This window comes from Aeromonas sp. 160P, from assembly GCF_055193095.1.
Map to the genome: position 1 here is coordinate 2,378,019 of NZ_JBUXKV010000001.1, position 20,340 is coordinate 2,398,358.

Below are 20,340 nucleotides of genomic sequence, written 5' to 3' on the forward strand. Positions count from 1 at the left end.
TAGTGGCATGGAAATTGAATAACCTGACCCAATAGCCAGTTTGAGGTCAGCTTTATGACAATCCAGCAGCAGGACATGCCACTCCAGTCCCATGAAGTGAGCCAGCTCTATGCCATTTTCAAGGCGCTCCCCACCGGGGTATTGCTGCTTGATGGGGCAGGGGTGGTCACCCGCGCGAATCCGGCGGCCATCTCCCTGCTGGGTGAGCCGCTGGAAGGGGAGCTCTGGCGCCATATCATCGCCCGCTGCTTTGAGCCGCGTGAAGATGATGGCCACGAGATCTCCCTGCGCGACGGGCGCCGGGTGCAACTCTCGACCCAGCCGCTGCCGGATCAGCCGGGCCAGCTGGTCTTTATCAACGACCTGACCGAAACCCGCAAGCTGCAAGACCGTATTAACCATATGAAGCGGCTGTCGGCGCTGGGTAATATGGCGGCCTCGCTCGCCCACCAGATCCGCACCCCGCTCTCTGCCGCCATGCTCTATGCCGCCAACCTGGCCAACCGTACCCTCAAGCCGGAATCCCGCAGCCAGTTTCAGCAAAAGCTGATGGCCCGTTTGCAGGATCTGGAGAAGCAGATCAACGACATCCTGCTGTTTGCCCGCAACGGCGACAATCAGGTGGTCACCCCCATCTCGGTACAAGGGCTGCTGGCCGAAGTGCAGGCCGGTGCCGAGGCATTTTGTGCCCAGCAAGGCTGCGAGCTGCACATGGAAGCGCCGGAGCCCGATCTCTGCCTGCTGGCCAACAGCAGCGCGCTGGCGGGCGCCATCAACAACCTGATCGCCAATGCCCAGCAGGCGGGGGCCACTTCACTCTTGGTCAGTGCGGTGCGCAGCGGCGCCCGGGTGGAGATGCGTATTATCGACAATGGCAAGGGGATCCCCTCTCACCAGCTTGGTCAGGTATTCGAACCCTTTTTTACCACCCGTTCCCAAGGCACTGGCCTCGGTCTGGCGGTGGTGCAATCAGTAGTACGTGCCCATCAGGGGGAGGTCGGCGTGGCCTCGGTGCCCGGTGAGGGCACCTGCTTTACTCTGTCGTTCCCCCTGCATCAGCAACCGGTGCAGCTTGGAGGTGTAGCATGACACAGGCCAGAATTCTGGTAGTTGAGGATGACAATGGCCTGCGCGAAGCGCTGGTGGACACCCTGTTGCTGGGCGGTTATGAGTGCCGTGAAGCAGACAGCGGCGAGCGGGCTCTGCTGATCCTCTCCCGTCAGCCATTTGACATGGTGATCTCCGATATCCAGATGGGGGGGATGGATGGCCTCACCTTGCTGGCCACCATCCGTCAGCAATATCCGCAAATTCCCGTGCTGCTGATGACTGCCTACGCCAATATCGACGGCGCGGTGCGCGCCATGCGCGAAGGGGCCATCGACTATCTGGCCAAGCCGTTCTCGCCGGAGGTGCTGCTCAATCAGGTCAGCCGCTACGTGCCCGCCCAGAAGGTGGAGAAGCGCGCCGTGGTCTACGGGGATCCCAAAACCGCCGAGCTGTTCCAGCTGGCGACCCGGGTGGCCAGAAGCGAAGCGACCGTGATGGTGACCGGCCCGAGCGGGACGGGCAAAGAGGTACTGGCTCGTTATATCCACGATAACTCCAATCGCGCCGAGCAGACCTTCGTCGCCATCAACTGCGCCGCCATTCCGGAAAACATGCTGGAGGCGACCCTGTTTGGCTATGAGAAGGGGGCGTTTACCGGCGCGGTGCAGGGGTGCCCCGGCAAGTTCGAGCAGGCGCAGGGCGGCACTTTGCTGCTCGACGAGATCACCGAAATGGATCAGGGGCTGCAAGCCAAGTTGCTGCGGGTGTTACAGGAGAAAGAGGTGGAGCGGCTCGGCAGCCGCAAGATGATCCCGCTGGATGTGCGGGTCATCGCCACCAGCAACCGGGATGTGAAAAAGGCGGTGCAGGATGGGCTGTTTCGCGAAGATCTCTACTATCGCCTCAATGTTTTCCCGCTGCGTTGGTCCGCCTTGTGTGAGCGACCCGGCGACATTCTGCCGCTGGCGGAGCACCTGTTGGCGCTCCATGCCAGTCAGCAGGGGTTGCCGACCCCACAGTTGACGGACGCCTCGCGGGAGCGACTGCTGGCCCACCCCTGGCCCGGCAACGTGCGGGAGCTGGACAACGTGGTGCAGCGCGCGCTGATCCTGAGCCCGGATGGGGTCATTGATAGTGGCCACCTGATTTTGGAGGAGCTGGACGAGCAGGAGATGGAGTTGGTCAGTGTGGATCGCAGCTATGGTGGCGATCGCCTCGGCAGTGAGCTCAAGCAGCAGGAGCACCAGATCATCCTCGACACCCTGCAAGATTGTAACGGCAGCCGTAAAGATGTCGCGGATCGGCTTGGTATCAGTCCACGCACCTTGCGCTACAAGCTGGCCCAGATGCGGGAAGCGGGGATCGACCTGCCTGCCTGAATCCGGTGGCGGATAACTGTCATCATGTGGGGGGCGTCATGGTCTTGGCGGCCCCGCTCGATTATCATGGGGCTCTTGGCGTTTGGCGCCTGAGCCCTGTTTTTATTGCTAAAGCAGGGGACCGAGCCTTAAAAAGGGACCCCTATGATCTCTCATCGAAAACTCGAAACTGTACTGAACCATCTGCTCGAACCCCACGCCATCAAGGATTACTGCCCCAATGGCTTGCAGGTAGAGGGGCGCGAGCGCATTCGCAAGGTGGTGACCGGTGTCACCGCCAGTCAGGCACTCATCGATGCGGCGGTGGCTGCCGAGGCCGATGCCATTCTGGTCCATCACGGTTATTTCTGGAGCGGTGAACCGGCCCAGATCATCGGTATGAAGCAGCGTCGGCTCAAGACCCTGCTGACCCACGATATCAATCTGTTTGCCTACCATTTGCCGCTGGATGTGCACCCCGAGGTGGGCAACAACGCCCAGCTCGCCAAGCTGCTCGACATCAAGGTGCGCCGCGGTCTGGAGCCCTGGAACAGCAAGAGCGTCGCCATGGTGGGCAAGCTGGAGCAGCCGATGAGCGGCAGTGACTTTGCCCAGCTGATTGCCGAGCGACTTGGTCGTGAACCACTGCACTGTGGTGATAGCGGCCCCGAGCTTATCCGCTCGGTGGCCTGGTGCACCGGCGGCGGTCAGAGCTACATCAATCTGGCGGCGGAGCAGGGTATCGATGCCTTTATCTCCGGTGAAGCCTCCGAGCAGACCATTCACACCGCCCGCGAGATGGGGATGCACTTCTACGCCGCTGGCCATCACGCCACCGAGCGTTACGGCGTCAAGGCGTTGGGAGAGTGGCTGGCGACGGTGCACGGGTTGGATGTCACCTTTATCGATATCGACAATCCGGTGTAGGGTCGCTTGGCCGCGTAGCGGCGTAATCGGACCTGACCGCAGCCATCGCGTGGATAGCGTGCGGATAGATCGTGCGGATAGGTAGAAATGACAAGGGAGGCCGAGGCCTCCCTTGTTACCTCTTACATGCAGTCGTTAGCGGTTACTCGCTGGCATAACCCGCGGGGCCCAGCAGGGCGCCATCCAGTTGCACGGCGCCATCCACCATCTGCAGCCTGCCTTCGCAGAACCAGCGCACCACCAGTGGGTAGATGCTGTGCTCCTGCGCCTGTACCCGGGCTGCTACCTCATCGGCCTCATCTCCTTCGAAGATGGGGACGCGGGCCTGCAGGATCATCGGGCCACCGTCCAGCTCTTCGGTGACGAAGTGGACGCTGGTGCCATGCTCGCTGTCACCGGCGTCGATAGCGCGCTGGTGGGTGTGCAAACCCTGATACTTGGGCAGCAGGGAGGGGTGGATATTGAGCATCCGCCCGGCGAAGTGGTGCACCAGTTGGGCGCTCAGGATCCGCATAAACCCCGCCAACACCACCAGATCCGGCTGATAGTCCGCCATCAGCGCCAGCAGGGCGGTGTCATACTCCTCCCGGCTGGCAAACTGCTGCTGGGTCAGGATAGCGGTCGCCACCCCGGCCTCTTTGGCGCGAACCAGACCATAGGCGTCAGCCTTGTTGCTGATGACGCCGACCACCTCACCGGCAATCTTGCCGCTGGCGCAGTGGTCGAGGATCGCCTGCAGATTACTGCCGTTGCCGGAGATAAGGACGATGATCCGCATCATTTGATGATGACCTGCTCCTCACCATCGGCGGCCTTGGCGATATGACCGATGTGCCATGCGTTCTCCCCTTCCGCCTTGAGCAGGGTCAGCGCCTTCTCCAGCTGGTTGGCAGGCAGGGCGATGATCATGCCGACGCCGCAGTTGAAGGTGCGATACATCTCAAAGCGGGTGACGTTGCCAGCCTGCTGCAGCCAGCTGAATACTGCCGGCCACTGCCAGCTCTGCTCGTCGATCACCGCTTGGGTGTTGGCGGGCAGTACGCGGGGGATGTTCTCCCAGAAGCCGCCACCAGTGATGTGGGACAGGGCGTGGATCTCGCACTCCTTGATGAGTTTGAGCACCGGCTTGACGTAGATGCGGGTCGGCTCCAGCAGGGCGTTGGCCAGGGTGGTGTCACCCAGCGGCTGATGCACGTCGGCCTTGGAGACTTCCAGGATCTTGCGCACCAGCGAGAAGCCGTTGGAGTGAGGGCCGCTGGCGGCCAGCGCGATCAGGGCATCCCCTTCACCGACCTTGGAGCCGTCAATGATTTCGCTCTTCTCAACCACACCAACGCAGAAACCGGCGATGTCGTAGTCTTCCCCTTCATACATGCCCGGCATCTCGGCGGTCTCACCGCCCACCAGGGCACAGCCCGATTGCTCGCAACCAACACCGATCCCGGTGACCACAGCAGCCGCGGTGTCCACGTCCAGCTTGCCGGTGGCATAGTAGTCGAGGAAAAACAGCGGCTCGGCACCCTGTACGATCAGGTCATTGACGCACATGGCCACCAGATCGATGCCGACCGTGTCGTGCTTCTTCAGGTCGATGGCCAGCCGCAGCTTGGTGCCCACACCGTCGGTACCGGAGACCAGTACCGGCTCCTTGTAGCCCGCAGGGATTTGACACAGGGCCCCAAAGCCGCCAAGACCACCCAGCACTTCAGGACGACGAGTGCGCTTGGAGACGCCCTTGATCCGTTCAACCAGTGCATTGCCAGCATCAATATCTACGCCAGCATCTTTGTAGCTCAGTGAGGTTTTGTCAGTCACGCGTATTCCCCGTCATGTATCGAAGTGGAGGGTAAAATTCGGGGCATATACTACCAGCGGCAGTGATAAATCAGAAAGGAAATCGTTTGCGCGTTTTTGCGCGGAAAGGCTCTACAAGTGCGGGCTTTTATTGTATGATTCCGCGATTTTTTTGCGGCGAGTTAGAGGAGACAATAATGAAAGTGGTTGAAGTCAAACACCCCCTAGTCAAACACAAGATCGGGCTAATGCGTGAAGGCGATATCAGCACCAAGCGTTTCCGTGAACTGGCCAAAGAAGTGGGCAGTTTGTTGACCTATGAAGCCACCTCTGACTTCGAAACCGAGAAGGTTACCATCGACGGCTGGAACGGGCCAGTGGAAGTTGACCAGATCAAGGGCAAGAAGGTAACTGTCGTGCCGATCCTGCGTGCCGGTCTTGGCATGATGGATGGCGTGCTGGAGCACATGCCGAGCGCCCGCGTCAGCGTGGTCGGTATCTATCGCGATGAAGAGACCCTGCAACCGGTTCCCTATTTCGAGAAGATTGTCAGCAATATCGAAGAGCGTCTGGCACTGGTTATCGATCCCATGCTGGCCACCGGTGGCTCTATGATCGCCACCATCGATCTGTTGAAGAAGAAGGGCTGCCAATCCATAAAGGTGCTGGTACTGGTTGCCGCGCCGGAAGGGATCAAGGCGCTTGAAGCGGCTCACCCCGATGTAGAACTCTACTGTGCCTCTGTCGATCAGGGCCTGAACGAGAAAGGCTACATAGTGCCGGGTCTGGGCGATGCCGGCGACAAGATCTTCGGTACCAAATAAGTTGATGCTTTAACCTGCTTCCTCATCGGGAGTGGTGATCTGAGCCGGCGTTGTGCCGGCTCTGTTGTTTGTGGCTGCTTGTGCCCGCCTTGCCGCAAGAGGTGCCTTGCCGCTACCATAAGCACACGCCCCCATTTCGAGACTCTGTTGATGTTCAAACGTGTTGTGACCGCCCTCTGCTGCGGCTTGTCATTCATGGCCTCGGCCGCTCAGGTCGCCGACCTTTATCAGGGCAAGGCACCGACCAGCGGCGACATGGTTACCGCTCAGTCTCAGGCGCTGGGGCAGGTATTGATCAAGGTGACCGGTAAACGGGATATCCTCACCCAGCCGGTGGTCGTCAAGGCGTTGGCTGCGCCGGGTGACTATGTAAAGAGCTATGGCTATCAGGATCTGGACGCGGTCAAGTATCTGAAAGCCGAGTTCAACAGTGACAAGATCAACAGTCTGGTCTCCGAGAGCCAGTTTGCCCTGCTGGGCGCGGCGCGACCCCAGATGGCGATTTGGTTGGTGATGGATCAGGGTGAACGTCGCCTGTTGGCGGATCAATCGAGCGATGGCTGGGCGCAAGCCTTGCGTGAGCAGGCCCAGACCTTGGGGCTGCCTATCAGTATTCCGCTGATGGATCTTGACGACAACATGGCGGTCAGTACCACCGATGTGTGGGGTCGTTTTGCCGATCCGATTCTGCAGGCGAGCGAGCGCTATGGCGCCGAGATGGTGGTGCTGGGCAAGCTGACTCCGGAAGGTGACAAGTGGAGCATCGACTGGGGACTCTACGGGGCCAAAGCAGCTGGCGAAGTGGCCGAACTGACCCGTGGTAACAGCAGTGGCACCCAGGCCGAGGTGGCACAAGGGTTTGCCGATACTTTGGCAGCCTGGCTGGTGAAAAATTATGGCGCCCGTATCTCGGGCCCGGCAACCAGCCAGACTCTGGTGGTGGATGGGCTCTCAGAGGTGGACAGCATGATCGCGGTGCAGAAAATGCTGCAGGGGATGGCCAGCGTCAGCAAGGTGGCGATCGGCCAGCTGGAGGGGGATCAGGTGACCTTCAACTTCACCCTGCAAGGCGATCCGGCAGAGCTGGGGCGAGCGTTGCAACTCGAGAGTCGACTGCGCAAGGTTGACGATAATGGCAGCGGTTTGCGTTACCAATGGTCGCAGCCCTGATTTTATAAGGCTTTTCCATACCGCCCGGCTTGTCCGGGCGGTTCTCTATCTGCCTTTGCGATGATACACTTAGCCACAAATGTCACAGTCAAAGCCTAACGAGTGAAGCAACCGGCCCAACTGTCTTTAGCCGTACAACTACCGGATGATGAAACCTTCGTCAGTTTTTATCCCGGCAACAATGCTCATCTGATCACCGCCCTCAAGAATGCGGCCATCGGTCAGGGATCGCCTTTCCTCTATTTTTGGGGGGCCAAGGGATCCGGGCGCTCTCATCTGCTCCATGCCACCTGTGCCGAGGTCAATGCCCGCGATGCGGCGGCGGCCTATCTCTCTCTCGATCAGTTCGAACAGCTCGATCCCAGCATGCTCGATGCCCTCGAAAGCCTGCCGCTGGTCTGTCTCGACAGCCTCGAAGCGATCGCCGGGAATGCGGTGTGGGAGCGAGCGCTGTTCGACTTCTACAATCGCTGGCAGGAGAAGGGCGAGGGGACGCTGGTGGTCACTGGCTGCAGTGCACCGCGCAAGCTGGGACTACAGTTGCCGGATCTCGCCTCTCGTCTCGACTGGGGGGTAAGCTTTCATCTCGACGAACTGGATGATGAAGGCAAGCTCAGCGCCCTGCAACTGCGTGCCGAGCTGCGGGGCTTCAAATTGCCGATTGATGTGGGTCGTTTCCTGCTCAACCGACTTTCCCGCGACATGCGCACTCTGCTCACCACCCTCAATCAGCTCGACAACGCCTCATTTCGCGCCAAGCGCAAACTCACAATCCCCTTTGTCAAAGAGATCCTCGAGCTCTGATCCTGTCGATGGTGTGCTGTTGCGCGTCTGACCTACGTTTAAATGGTAGATAAAAAGAAACCCCGGCTTCAGGCCGGGGTTTTGCTATCTCAAGGACTCTCTCAAAGAGTTCTGCCTATCAGTGGAACTGATCTTCTTCGGTGGATCCGGTCAGCGCGGTGACCGAGGATTGGCCACCCTGGATGACGGTGGTCACCTTGTCGAAGTATCCGGTACCGACCTCTTGCTGGTGCGCCACGAAGGTGTAGCCACGGCTGGCGGCGGCAAATTCCGGCTCCTGCACCATTTCGACGTAGTGCTTCATCCCTTCGCCACGGGCGTACTGGTAGGCCAGTTCATACATGTGGAACCACATGTTGTGGATACCCGCCAAGGTAATGAACTGGTACTTGTAGCCCATGTCGGAGAGCGCCTGTTGGAAGCGGGCGATGGTGGCATCGTCCAGATTCTTTTTCCAGTTGAAGCTGGGTGAACAGTTATAGGCCAGGATGGTATCCGGGTACTGCGCCTTGATCGCTTCGGCAAACTTGCGCGCCTCGTCCAGATCCGGCTTGGCGGTTTCGCACCACACCATGTCGGCGTAAGGAGCGTAAGCCAGACCGCGGGAGATAGCTTGCTCGATGCCTGCCTGCACCTTGTAGAAGCCTTCGGCAGTGCGCTCACCGGTCAGGAAGCCTGCATCATAAGGGTCGGCGTCGGTGGTCAGCAGATCCGCAGCGTTAGCGTCGGTACGGGCGATCACCAGGGTGGTGGTGCCGCACACATCGGCTGCCAGACGGGCGGCAACCAGCTTTTGTACCGCTTCCTGGGTCGGCACCAGCACTTTGCCGCCCATATGGCCGCACTTCTTGACGGACGCCAGCTGATCTTCGAAGTGCACGCCAGCGGCGCCCGCTTCAATCATCCCCTTCATCAGTTCGAAGGCGTTCAGCACGCCACCGAAACCGGCTTCGGCATCGGCCACGATCGGCAGGAAGTAGTCGATAAAGCCGGCATCTTGCGGACCGACCTTGTTGGCCCACTGGATCTGGTCGGCACGGGCGAAGGAGTTGTTGATGCGATCAACGACGGACGGTACCGAGTTGGCCGGGTAGAGGGACTGATCCGGGTACATGGTGGAGGACAAGTTATTGTCCGCCGCCACCTGCCAGCCCGAGAGGTAGATCGCCTCGATTCCAGCCTTGGCCTGCTGCACCGCCTGGCCGCCAGTCAGGGCGCCGAGACAGTTGACGTAGCCCTTTTTGGCGCTGCCGTGGATCAGCTCCCACAGTTTGTCGGCGCCACGTTGGGCCAGGGTATGTGCAGGCTGCAAGCTGCCACGCAGGTTCACCACATCTTCGGCGCTGTAGCCGCGCTTGATCCCTTTCCAGCGGGGGTTTTCTGCCCAGTCTTTCTCGATAGCCTGGATCTGTTGTTCACGGGTCAGTGCCATATCAGTTCCCTCTTTCATTGATTTCACGTTTCCATTGACTTGTTATTGGCGAGCCCCGCCCGGGGCCCGTGATTCAGAGCCGCTCGTAACCGGGCAGCGTCAGAAAATCGATCAGGGTATCAGCGCAAGTGATCTGCTCCATCAGCTCGCTTGCCTCGGCAAAGCGTCCTGCCTGCCAGCGCTCGGTCCCCACCTCGGCTTTGACCACCTCCTGCTCTTCGGCCAGCAATTGGCGGAACAGCTCCTTGGTCACCACCTTGCCGTTGGCGAGGCTCTTGCCGTGGCGGATCCACTGCCAGATGGAGGTGCGGGAGATCTCGGCGGTGGCGGCATCTTCCATCAGACCGTAGATGGGCACACAGCCATTGCCATTGATCCAGGCCTCCAGATATTGCAGCGCGACCCGAATATTGGTGCGCATGCCCGCCTCGGTGCGCTCGCCCTCACAGGGGGCCAGCAGGTCGGCGGCGGTGATGGGGGCATCCTGCTCGCGCAGCACGCCGATCTGGTTCTTGGTGCCAGCCGCAATGGTGGCATTGAACACCGCCATCGCAGTATCGGCGAGGCCGGGGTGGGCGACCCAAGTACCATCGTGGCCGTTGTTGGCTTCGCGCTCCTTGTCGGCTTTGACCTTGGCAAACACCTGCTCGTTGACGGCGGCATCCTTGGCGGGAATAAAGGCGGCCATGCCCCCCATCGCCAGCGCGCCGCGCTTGTGGCAGGTCTTGATCAGCAGCCGTGAGTAGGCGGAGAGGAACGGTTTGTCCATGGTCACCACCTGACGATCAGGCAGTACCCGATCCGGGTGGTTCTTCAAGGTCTTGATGTAGCTGAAGATGTAGTCCCAGCGGCCGCAGTTGAGGGCGACGATGTGATCCTTCATCTGATAGAGCAGCTCATCCATCTCGAACACTGCTGGCAGGGTTTCGATCAGCACGGTGGCCTTGATGGTGCCACGGGGCAGACCGAACTTGTCCTCGGTCCAGGCAAACACCTCGCTCCACCAGCGTCCTTCCAGATTGCTCTGCAACTTGGGCACGTAGAAGTAGGGGCCCGAGCCTTTGGCCAGCAGCGCCTGATAGTTGTGCAGGAAATAGAGGGCGAAATCGAACAGGCCGCCGGGGATCGGCTGGCCATCGAAGGTGACATGTTTTTCCGGCAGGTGCAGACCACGAACACGGCAGATGAGCACGGCCGGATTGGGGTTCAGGGTATAGGCCTTGCCTTCCGGACTGGTGTAAGAGACGGTGCCGTTGACCGCATCGCGCAGGTTGATTTGCCCCTCGATCACTTTATTCCAAGCGGGGGCCAGTGAATCCTCGAAGTCCGCCATGAACACTTTGACGTTGGCGTTGAGGGCGTTGATCACCATCTTGCGCTCGACCGGGCCGGTGATCTCCACACGGCGGTCTTGCAGGTCGGCGGGAATGCCGCGAATGGTCCAGTCACCGTCACGGATGTGGGCGGTTTCTGGCAGGAAGTCCGGCAGCTCGCCGCCATCGATACGGGCCTGGCGTGCCACACGTTGTTTCAGTAATTCCCCTCTTTGGGGAGCAAAACGTTCCACCAGTTCGGAGACCAGAGCCACCGCGTCCGGCGTCAGAATTTGCGCGTATTCGGGCAGCATTTCGCCCTGGATGCGAAGGCGGGCGCTGCAGTGGGTCTGAGCCGGTGCCGACATAAGGTTCACTCCTTTGAGAATTACATTTTGAACTTACTAACTACGACTAAAGTCGATCCCTGTTCTTGCAAACTTCCCGTAACACCGGGATAACACGATTGATAAGGTGCGAAATATTGTTGATTACGTCAACAGTTTTTTTTAAACGCTCGTTTTTGACATATAGTTAAGTCGATGTTTTTTATCGACTTATGTAGTTGGTATAAAAGCTCTACATAGATGGTTATGCTCCTGCTTTTTCCCATCGGACAACGGCTAATTTGGGCTGTGACCCTGCCCCTTATTTCGTAACTTATTACGTAATAAAATTACAAATGCAAAAACAAATCCCGACCTTACTCCAGGCTTTGCCAAAACAGCCGTATAAAGCGCGTTTGAATATGCCATTTAGGGTTCTGCCTTTACTGATACTGGTGAATGAACGCCTGTTTTAAACTTGTAGAGGTGGGATGGGCTCTGTTGGCACCAGCTGCTGCAGTGATGGAAAGTGAAGCGCAATAACGTAGGTTTGTATCAGTTGTCGGGGGTAATGGCAGGGAGGTGAGGGGGATGAATGTCAGTCAATAATACTGCCATCCTTGATAGAATTAGCAGTTTGTCGTTTTTTGCTGGGGCGTCGCCAAGTGGTGGAAAAAGAGACGTTAAACGGAGGGAGTCGTGGAAGATTGAGCGGCCACCTGGCCGGGCTCAATAGTCATCATCCGGCTCGGCCAAGTCGATCACATCCAGCTGGATGACATATTCATCTTCGTTTTCGCTGTTGCAAGGGGTGTCGTGAGGAACGGAATAGAGCGGAGTTGCGGGTGTGAAATCGGTGGTCTGGTGCATGCCTGGTCCTGTGTTGAACGCAAGCCGGTCAGTGATCCTTTCACTGGTGTTTCCCCCTCCCTGTTTTGTCTACCGGCGGAAAGGTGCGCATCTTAATGAGTTTATCAAAAAGATTCAAGTGGTTCTGGCTGTTTTTTGTTCTTGGTAGGCTGGCATCGTCAGGAGGAGAAATCGGAGGCATAAAAATAGCCCAGTCGTTTGACTGGGCTATTCTCGGGGAAAATGGTCGGTGTGAGAGGATTCGAACCTCCGACCCTCTACACCCCATGCAGATGCGCTACCTGGCTGCGCTACACACCGACGGAGTCAGTTCGAGCTGACGGAAGGGAGTCTAATGATATGAATCTGTTGGTGCAACTCCTTTTTTATCAGTGAGATGCCAACTGCTACTTTATTGTGCAGAGAAGATGTGGCTTGGGCATGAAGGGGAGATTTGGCATAATCGCCGACCCGTCGCCGCCCTATGATAGTGGCGTCATGTACCGGTTCAGATAACCGCATGGCATGGGCGAGGGATCAGCGAATCGATATCTATAGAGAGGCATGGGCGTGAAACCAGCAGCGGTCACAGAGATACTCAGTTACACAGCACAGGATGAACAGTGGATGCGCCATGCCATGGCCTTGGCAGCTCAAGCTGAAGGGATTGGCGAGATCCCGGTCGGCGCCGTGCTGGTGCTGGATGGTCAGGTGGTGGGGGAGGGGTGGAACCGCTCCATCAGCGAACACGATGCCTGTGCCCATGCCGAGGTTATGGCGATCCGGGCGGCGGGCAAGCAGCTGGCAAACTACCGGCTGCTCGACACCGTGCTCTATGTGACCCTGGAGCCTTGCTGCATGTGTGCCGGTGCGCTGATCCATAGTCGGGTCAAGCGGGTGGTTTATGGCGCCCAGGATCTCAAGACCGGAGCTGCGGGGTCAGTGTTCGAGATTTTGCAGGATCCGCGCCATAACCACAGGATTGAGCTAACCGGCGGGGTGCTGGCCGAGGCTTGCTCGGCCCAGCTTTCTGCGTTTTTCAAACGCCGCCGGGCCGAGAAGAAGGCAGCCAAGTTGGTGCTGCAACAATCAAACGATGTTCTTTCCTGAATGACTCAGCGGGCAGTGTTCACTGCCCGCTGATGGAGATTTAAAATATCTGTATATAAACAGTCGGTTAAGTGTGCCCTTCCTGAGATAAACCCCGCTTTTTGTACCCTGCAATAACCTCTTTCAAACAGGCGCTCATGTAACAAAACTGTCATGTTACTGCCATATAATCCCGCCAAGCCTAGCTTACATTGAGGTTTTGCATGTCATCGGAATCGTTAAATTTGGTTATGGCGGGTAGTAGAAAACGCCGGATCAAGGACAAATTAGCCAAATATGGCGTCACCACAGGCGGAGCCCTGGTACTGGTGGCTCTGTTGCTTATCTTCTTCTACCTGCTCTATGTGGTGAAACCCATCTTCAATGGCGCCACCATGGAACCGACTGCGTCATTTACGCTGCCCGTTGCAGGCAAGACCGCCTGGCTCGGAATGGAGGAGCAGAACGAGATCGGCTATCGCTTCAGCGATAAAGGGCTGGTCAACTTCTTCGCCCTTCAGGGAGAGGGCAAGGTCAAGATCGGGCAGTCTCTGGGTAATGGCCAGGTCACGGGCGACATCACCACCGTGACCAGTCCGGCGCCGGGCCAGAAGCTTATCGCCTATGGCTTTGCCGATGGCAAGGCGCAAGTGGTCCAACCGGCGTTCAAGGTCTCTTATCCCAACGATGTTCGGGTGATCGAGCCCAGCCTGCAATATCCTTTCGGCGAAGAACCCGTGGTGATCGACCCGCAAGGCAAGCCGTTGCAGCTGCTGGTGTTTGAAGCCACCAAGGACAAGATGGCCACTGCCGCCGTGACCGAAGATGGTCGTGGCGTGATGACGGTGATGAGCGGTGAGGAGAACTTCATCTCCGGCGAGGTGGAGTGGAGCGCCCAAAACTACAGCATTCCTGCTTTGCCGCGCCATGTGGATCAGCTGCTGCTGACCCCGAACCTTCGCATCTTGCTGGTGCGCGAAGGCAATCGCCTCTCTGTCTATGACATCCATAATCTCAGCGAAATATCGTTGCGTAATGTGATGGAGATTAACGCCCCCAATGCCAACGTGACCCGGGTTGAGCTGCTTTCTGGCGCCTCCTCCCTGCTAGTGGGCAACGACAATGGCATTATCTCCCAGTGGTTTGAAGTGGCGAAAGATGGCAAACGTCAGTTTACCCAAATCCGTGACTTTAAAGGCGATGGCGCAGTGGATCTGCTGACGCCAGAGCATTACCGCAAAGGCTTCGTCAGTGCCGACAAGGATGGCGCCATCAGCTTTTTCCATGCCACTGGCGAGACCAAGTTGCTGAGTGAAAAGGTGGCGGGCGGTGAGCTGTCTGCGTTGGCGATCTCTCCTCGTCACAACACGCTGCTGATGCAACAGGGCAATACCTTCACCGTGTTTGCGGTCGAGAACGATCACCCCGAGGTCACCTGGTCTGCCCTGTGGCAAGAGGTGTGGTATGAAGGGTATCCGGAGCCGCAATATGTGTGGCAATCCACGTCTGCCAGCAACGACTTCGAAGCCAAGCTGAGCCTGGTGCCGCTGGTGTTTGGCACCCTGAAAGCCTCGTTCTACGCCATGATGTTTGCGGTACCGCTCGGCGTTGCCGGTGCCATCTACACCGCTTACTTCATGTCTGCTGGATTGCGCAAGTATGTCAAGCCGACCGTCGAGATCATGGCGGCGCTGCCGACCGTTATTCTCGGCTTCCTGGCCGGGCTGTGGTTAGCCCCCATCATTGAAGGGGCTTTGCCTGGCGTCATCTTGTTGCTGATATTGCTGCCGATGGGAATGCTGTTGACTGCGCTTCTCTGGAACTATCTGCCGGAGCGCGGCAAGACCTGGCTGCCGGAAGGGTGGCACGCCATCCTGCTTATTCCGGTGCTGCTGCTGATTGGCTGGGGTGCCTTTGCCTTGAGCCCGCTCATCGAGAATGTCTTTATGAACGGTGATTCGCGCATCTGGCTGACCCACGAAATGGGCATCAAGTTTGACCAGCGCAACTCGCTGGTGGTCGGTATCGCCATGGGCTTTGCGGTCATCCCCACCATCTTCTCGATTGCTGAAGATGCGGTCTTCTCGGTGCCCAAGCATCTCACTCAGGGCTCGCTGGCCCTCGGTGCGACCCCGTGGCAGACCTTGAGCAGGGTGGTGATCCTCACCGCCAGCCCCGGTATCTTCTCGGCGGTGATGATGGGCCTTGGCCGCGCGGTGGGCGAGACCATGATCGTACTGATGGCGACCGGCAACACCCCCATCATGGACTTCTCCATGTTCCAGGGCTTGCGTACGTTGGCTGCCAACATCGCGGTGGAGATGCCTGAATCGGAAGTGGGCAGTTCTCACTATCGGGTGCTGTTCCTCGCGGCCTTCGTCCTGTTTGTGTTCACCTTTTTCTTCAACACCCTGGCCGAGTTTGTCCGTCAGCGGTTGCGTGAAAAATACAGCTCGATGTAAGGGGCGACTCTGTAATGGACAAGGAATCGACAATGGGTAAGTGGTTTAAATCAGGGGCCCCCTGGATCTGGATGACCGGCGGTGCCGTCAGCCTGAGTCTGGTGGCGGTGCTGGGTCTGCTACTGCTAATCGGCTGGCGTGGTCTGGTCTACTTCTGGCCTCACCCCATCTATGAATGGCAACTTGAAGATGCCAGTGGCAATAAAAGTGTATTGATCGGCGAGATCAACGATCGCGAGCTGGTACCCGTGGAGCGACTGCGCGCCGCAGGTCTGCCGCTGGAAGGGGAAGAGCGTGAGGTGTTGACCCGCTATCTGGTCAAGACCGGCAACCGCGAGTTCGTCGACCTCGATTTTCGCTGGGTGCTGGAGACTGACATCAAGTCCCAAAGCCAGCCCGCTGAGCTGACCATGGTGGAGCGTGCTACCAATGGTAACTTTTATGGTTACATCGCCTCAGTGAAAGAAGATGGGCGCGAGTTTACCGAGGATCTCCATCCTGCGTTGTTGCGGATGCTGGCCCGTGCCAATTCGCTTTCCGAGCAGGCCAACGACCTGCAAAAAGGGGACATTGGCAGTATCAACTATCAGTTGGAGCGGCTGCGGTTGAAAGAGCGCAAGGCCGAGCTGGATGACAAGCTGACCGATCAGCTCAAAGCCGAACTGGCCAGCGAGAGAAAGACGCTTAACGACCGTTATCAGGTGCTCGAGAAGGAGCTCTTCTCTCTGCGCAGCCAGGCCGACCGCGACTCGATTACCGTCAAGGATATGCGCGGCGAGCTGGTGACCATGCCGATGTCCAAGGTGCTGGATGTGGTCTGGCCCAACGATATGAACCTGATAGCCAAAGTGGGTTACTGGTTCCACCAGATCGGTAAATTCGTCTCGGACGATCCCCGTGAGGCCAATACCGAGGGTGGCGTGTTCCCGGCCATCTTCGGCACCGTGTTCATGGTGATCCTGATGGCGATCATTGTCACGCCGCTGGGAGTGGTTGCTGCGGTCTACCTGCACGAGTACGCGGGCAAGAACAGTTTGACCAAGATTATCCGGATTGCGGTGATCAACCTGGCGGGGGTGCCCTCCATCGTTTACGGCGTGTTTGGTCTGGGTTTCTTTGTCTACACGCTAGGCGGTTCACTGGATCAGCTGTTCTACCCGGAAGCGCTGCCGAGCCCGACCTTTGGTTCACCCGGTGTTATCTGGTCGGCACTGACCCTGGCGATCCTGACCCTGCCGGTGGTGATTGTCTCCACTGAAGAGGGACTGTCCCGTATACCCAGTACCATTCGTCAGGGGTCACTGGCGCTCGGTGCCACCCAGGCCGAGACCCTGTGGCGCATTGTGTTGCCGATGGCGAGCCCGGCCATCATGACCGGTCTTATCCTGGCGATTGCCCGTGCGGCGGGAGAAGTGGCCCCCTTGATGCTGGTCGGTGTGGTGAAATTGGCGCCGACCCTGCCGATGGATGGCAACTTCCCGTACCTGCATGTGGAGCGTAAGTTCATGCACCTTGGCTTCCACATCTATGATGTCGGATTCCAGAGCCCTAACGTCGAAGCCGCGCGGCCGCTGGTGTATGCCACTTCCTTCCTGCTGGTGACGGTGATCGTTGGCCTGAACTTGACGGCTATCGGTATTCGTAACCATCTGCGTGAAAAATTCCGGTCGCTGGAGCATTAATCCAGCCACCCCAGATTGATATAGCGGTAATCGATTGGCGGCAAATGTGCCTGCCGCCATCGTTACCAAGTAGGTATTCAGGTCGTTGGCATCGAGCTGTGCCAGCCACCCCAGACTGATTTGAGGTAACAGATGATCAACGTAACGACCACGGCCACCCAGCATACCGCACTGGACTTGCTTAACCTGAGCCCCCAGCAGACTGCGCTGGAGGTAAAGGATCTCAACCTGTACTACGGCAACAAGCAGGCGCTGTTCAACGTCAACATGAAGATCCCCAAAGGCCAGGTAACCGCCTTTATCGGGCCATCCGGTTGTGGCAAATCGACCCTGCTGCGCTGCATCAACCGGATGAATGATCTGGTGGATATCTGCCGCATCGAGGGGGAAATCCAACTGCACGGTCACAACATCTATGACAAGAGCGTGGATGTCTCCGCCCTGCGCCGTCAGGTGGGCATGGTGTTCCAGCGCCCCAACCCCTTCCCCAAGTCCATCTATGAGAACGTGGTCTATGGCTTGCGCCTGCAAGGGATCAACGATCGCCGTACGCTGGATGAAGCCGCCGAGCGTTCGTTGCGCGGCGCGGCCTTGTGGGAGGAGGTAAAGGATCGTCTGCACGACAACGCCTTTGGTCTTTCTGGTGGTCAGCAGCAGCGTCTGGTGATTGCCCGCGCCATCGCCATCGAGCCGGAAGTATTGTTACTTGATGAGCCGACCTCGGCACTTGACCCGATTTCAACCCTCACCATCGAGGAGCTGATCAACGAGCTGAAAAGCCAGTTCACCGTGGTGATCGTGACCCACAACATGCAGCAGGCGGCACGGGTGTCGGATCAGACCGCCTTTATGTATATGGGCGAGCTTATCGAGTACTCGAATACCAACACCATTTTTACTACCCCGGCCAAGAAAAAGACCGAAGATTACATTACCGGTCGTTACGGCTAAGTCACTGGTGGCGTAATGAGGGGTATCAGTAACATGAGCATCAATAAACAGATTACCAGCCAGTTCAACGGCTAAGGCATAATCGGAGCATCAAGGATTATTTGTATGGACAATATGAACCTCAATAAACACATCTCCGGTCAGTTCAATGCCGAGCTAGAGAGCGTGCGCAATCAGGTGTTGGTGATGGGAGGGCTGGTAGAGCAACAACTCACCGATGCCATCGCCGCCATCCACGACCAAGATCTGGATGCAGCGCGCAAAATCGTAGCCAAAGACCATGCGGTCAATGCGATGGAAGTGGCGATCGATGAGGAGTGCACCCGCATCATCGCCAAGCGTCAACCGACCGCCTCCGATCTGCGGCTGGTGATGGCGATCATCAAAACCATCACAGATCTGGAGCGGATCGGCGATGTGGCTGACAAAATTGCCCGCATGCTGACCGATAACGCCAACAAGCCCCAGCCACCCCTGGTCTCTTTGGAGAACATGGGCCGTCGCACCATCAAGATGCTGCACGATGTGCTGGATGCCTTCGCCCGCATGGATCTGGATGCGGCGCTGGCGGTCTACAAGGAAGATGACAAGGTTGATCGGGAGTACGAATCGATCATTCGTGAACTGATGACCTATATGATGGAAGATCCCCGCACCATCCCTCAGGTTCTCAACGTACTGTGGGCGGCACGGGCCATCGAGCGGGTTGGCGATCGTTGCCAGCATATCTGCGAATACATCGTTTACTACGTGAAAGGCAAGGATGTGCGTCATACCAAGGGGGATGACTTGGGTGCCCTGTTGGGTAAGGACTAAGCTGAAGTGAATAAAAAGGCGCGCCAAGCGCTAATGCCAGTCAGTTAAGCCTGATTGGCATTGTTTTTATTGGCTTTTTTAACTCCATACTTCTGTGGCCTTGGCTTCACGCAGCGGGGATAACTTCGCTCCCTTCGGGCCGGCAATACAAACTGTCCCGCCTGTTTCTCCAGCTCCGCAACGCGTCCCGGGATATTCCCCGGCGACACATACGGCATGCAGCTCAACTCATGGATGAGATAGACCGATGCCATGTGAAAACTTAACTGACTCGCCGTGTATCCCTTCAGGCTCGCCGCCATTTTTACCATCTGGCTGCGCAGCAGGTTGTACGCCAGCAGCACGCCCCATAGCTCTTGCCGTATCCCCGCCGCCTTCTTGCTGCGCAGGGTCAGCCGGTGCTGCTGTAAGCTGTGCTTCATCTCCCGATAGCCCAACTCGATTTCCCAGCGATGGCCGTAGAGCTCGACGATGTCGGCACCGGGGAAGCGCATCGGGTCTACCATCGAGGTCAGCACCTGCCGCTCTTTACCGTTGATAGTGCGAGTCAGCAAGCGGGCTTCTAGCGTGTCCGGAAGTTGCGGCCACTTCTTCCTCGCCTGTGGACTGGTCTTGAGATGCACCAGCACATCCTGACGCCCCAGCTTGCGCACCACCTCGTATTGCGTGCCCTTTTTGAGTGGCAGCAACCAGTGCCGCTCGCTGCCAGTGGTCTGCCAGGCATGGAGCAAACCGAGGGAGTAAAACCCCTTGTCGAACAGGGTCAGCGAGTGGTCCGGCGTGCGTGCGACAAGCTGTTCGGCCAGCACCATCTCGTTGACGGCGCAGCTCTCCATGACCGCCTGAACAAGCAGGTGACTGGTCAGCTCCATCTGGCAGAGCATGCGTACCTGCGGATAAGCGGTCTCCCCATGCTGGGTACCGGGCTTGGCAAACGCGGCGGCATTGTCCGGGGTATCGGGCGTGCGCCACATCACGCCATCGACGGCGAGCAGTTGCAGCCCGGCCCAGCCGGGGTGATTGGCCTGCTGGTGCCAGCCTGCGGCGGTCTCGTGAAACAGCCGTTCGATGCTCTTGTGGCCAAGCTTTTGGCGAGCTTGCAGGAAGGCGCTGGGGGCGACGAAGGGGCGGTCACCGGGCAACAGGATATCGAGCTGATTGACCAGCTGGGTCATGGGGACGTGGCGGAAGATGGCCATGCCGATGATGGCCCAGACCAGTCGCTCCATGGGCATACGGCGACGGCGCAGGGTCACGACATCCTCTTCGGCGAGCAGAGTGGTGATGAGCTCGTTGGGAATGAGGTCGGAGAGTGACTCAAACTGAGCGGCATTGCTGGCGTGGAGGAAGTCGAGAGCTTGAGCGATACGCATAAAAAATCCGAAACCAATCAACAGGTTTCGGATTTTCACACATCAGAAGGATCGGTCAATGGATCCTTAACTGATCGGCATTAGCGCCAAGCGCCTTTTTTTGTTGCACCTGTCCACAGA

Annotated in this window: 17 protein-coding genes and 1 tRNA gene; 11 read left to right on the plus strand and 7 right to left on the minus strand. The window is 58.1% G+C overall.

Translation table 11 applies throughout. The annotated features are described in order from the left end of the window. Nucleotides 1–54: 54 nt before the first annotated feature. From ACY8FN_RS11310 to ACY8FN_RS11320, 3 genes are all read left to right on the plus strand, one after another. Nucleotides 55–1,089 (plus strand): sensor histidine kinase, encoded by a 1,035-nt coding sequence (locus ACY8FN_RS11310; protein WP_068977196.1) that lies wholly within the window; start codon nucleotides 55–57, stop codon nucleotides 1,087–1,089. After that, on the plus strand, nucleotides 1,086–2,429 hold the full coding sequence (locus ACY8FN_RS11315) for a sigma-54-dependent transcriptional regulator (RefSeq protein ID WP_101321483.1): 1,344 nt from the start codon (nucleotides 1,086–1,088) through the stop codon (nucleotides 2,427–2,429). Before ACY8FN_RS11310 ends, ACY8FN_RS11315 begins: the two co-directional genes overlap by 4 nt. Nucleotides 2,430–2,573: 144 nt before the next feature. Beyond that, nucleotides 2,574–3,335, plus strand: coding sequence for a Nif3-like dinuclear metal center hexameric protein (locus ACY8FN_RS11320; protein ID WP_463100058.1), 762 nt, complete (start codon nucleotides 2,574–2,576; stop codon nucleotides 3,333–3,335). 142 nt (nucleotides 3,336–3,477) lie between these two features. On the opposite strand, the gene purN is transcribed toward ACY8FN_RS11320, so the two are convergent. Both purN and purM read right to left on the minus strand, forming a co-directional pair. Further along, nucleotides 3,478–4,116, minus strand: coding sequence for a phosphoribosylglycinamide formyltransferase (purN, locus tag ACY8FN_RS11325; protein WP_463100059.1), 639 nt, complete (start codon nucleotides 4,114–4,116; stop codon nucleotides 3,478–3,480). Then, on the minus strand, nucleotides 4,113–5,150 hold the full coding sequence (purM, locus tag ACY8FN_RS11330) for a phosphoribosylformylglycinamidine cyclo-ligase (protein ID WP_438539049.1): 1,038 nt from the start codon (nucleotides 5,148–5,150) through the stop codon (nucleotides 4,113–4,115). The genes purN and purM overlap by 4 nt, the downstream gene beginning before the upstream one ends. A 176-nt stretch (nucleotides 5,151–5,326) precedes the next feature. On the opposite strand from purM, the gene upp reads away from it, so the two are divergent. From upp to hda, 3 genes are all read left to right on the plus strand, one after another. Then, complete coding sequence (gene upp, locus ACY8FN_RS11335) at nucleotides 5,327–5,953, plus strand: uracil phosphoribosyltransferase (RefSeq protein ID WP_005320172.1); 627 nt, start codon at nucleotides 5,327–5,329, stop codon at nucleotides 5,951–5,953. A 150-nt stretch (nucleotides 5,954–6,103) separates the two neighbouring features. Beyond that, complete coding sequence (locus tag ACY8FN_RS11340; RefSeq protein ID WP_463100060.1) at nucleotides 6,104–7,123, plus strand: DUF2066 domain-containing protein; 1,020 nt, start codon at nucleotides 6,104–6,106, stop codon at nucleotides 7,121–7,123. Between the two features lie 102 nt (nucleotides 7,124–7,225). Further along, on the plus strand, nucleotides 7,226–7,927 hold the full coding sequence (gene hda, locus ACY8FN_RS11345; RefSeq protein ID WP_042022088.1) for a DnaA inactivator Hda: 702 nt from the start codon (nucleotides 7,226–7,228) through the stop codon (nucleotides 7,925–7,927). 118 nt (nucleotides 7,928–8,045) lie between these two features. On the opposite strand, the gene aceA is transcribed toward hda, so the two are convergent. The 4 genes from aceA to ACY8FN_RS11365 all read right to left on the minus strand — a co-directional run bounded on the left by aceA (nucleotide 8,046) and on the right by ACY8FN_RS11365 (nucleotide 12,168). After that, complete coding sequence (gene aceA / locus ACY8FN_RS11350) at nucleotides 8,046–9,359, minus strand: isocitrate lyase (RefSeq protein WP_139693517.1); 1,314 nt, start codon at nucleotides 9,357–9,359, stop codon at nucleotides 8,046–8,048. A gap of 73 nt (nucleotides 9,360–9,432) precedes the next feature. Beyond that, nucleotides 9,433–11,040 (minus strand): malate synthase A, encoded by a 1,608-nt coding sequence (aceB, locus tag ACY8FN_RS11355; protein ID WP_463100061.1) that lies wholly within the window; start codon nucleotides 11,038–11,040, stop codon nucleotides 9,433–9,435. Between the two features lie 687 nt (nucleotides 11,041–11,727). Next, entirely contained in the window at nucleotides 11,728–11,868 is a 141-nt protein-coding gene (locus tag ACY8FN_RS11360; RefSeq protein WP_172956306.1) for a hypothetical protein, read from the minus strand. Between the two features lie 223 nt (nucleotides 11,869–12,091). Further along, nucleotides 12,092–12,168, minus strand: a tRNA-Pro gene (locus tag ACY8FN_RS11365). A 243-nt stretch (nucleotides 12,169–12,411) separates the two neighbouring features. Here ACY8FN_RS11365 and tadA point away from each other — a divergent pair. The 5 genes from tadA (at nucleotide 12,412) to phoU (ending at nucleotide 18,847) form a co-directional block, all read left to right on the plus strand. Further along, the gene (gene tadA, locus ACY8FN_RS11370) at nucleotides 12,412–12,957 is read left to right on the plus strand and encodes a tRNA adenosine(34) deaminase TadA (protein ID WP_463100062.1); all 546 of its coding nucleotides are present in this window, start codon (nucleotides 12,412–12,414) and stop codon (nucleotides 12,955–12,957) included. A 203-nt stretch (nucleotides 12,958–13,160) separates the two neighbouring features. Beyond that, nucleotides 13,161–15,398, plus strand: a complete 2,238-nt coding sequence (locus ACY8FN_RS11375) for a phosphate ABC transporter permease (RefSeq protein WP_463100063.1) — start codon at nucleotides 13,161–13,163, stop codon at nucleotides 15,396–15,398. A 32-nt stretch (nucleotides 15,399–15,430) separates the two neighbouring features. Next, nucleotides 15,431–17,080, plus strand: a complete 1,650-nt coding sequence (gene pstA / locus ACY8FN_RS11380) for a phosphate ABC transporter permease PstA (protein WP_101321469.1) — start codon at nucleotides 15,431–15,433, stop codon at nucleotides 17,078–17,080. Between the two features lie 132 nt (nucleotides 17,081–17,212). Beyond that, nucleotides 17,213–18,031: a phosphate ABC transporter ATP-binding protein PstB gene (pstB, locus tag ACY8FN_RS11385; protein WP_042022101.1), complete on the plus strand. Its 819-nt coding sequence runs from the start codon at nucleotides 17,213–17,215 to the stop codon at nucleotides 18,029–18,031. Nucleotides 18,032–18,136: 105 nt separating this feature from the next. Then, nucleotides 18,137–18,847 carry a phosphate signaling complex protein PhoU gene (gene phoU / locus ACY8FN_RS11390; RefSeq protein ID WP_101325231.1) on the plus strand — a complete coding sequence of 237 codons (711 nt, stop codon included), beginning with the start codon at nucleotides 18,137–18,139 and terminating at the stop codon, nucleotides 18,845–18,847. 44 nt (nucleotides 18,848–18,891) lie between these two features. Here phoU and ACY8FN_RS11395 read toward each other — a convergent pair whose 3' ends face one another. After that, nucleotides 18,892–20,220, minus strand: coding sequence for an IS4 family transposase (locus ACY8FN_RS11395; protein ID WP_463100064.1), 1,329 nt, complete (start codon nucleotides 20,218–20,220; stop codon nucleotides 18,892–18,894). Between the last annotated feature and the right edge of the window lie 120 nt (nucleotides 20,221–20,340).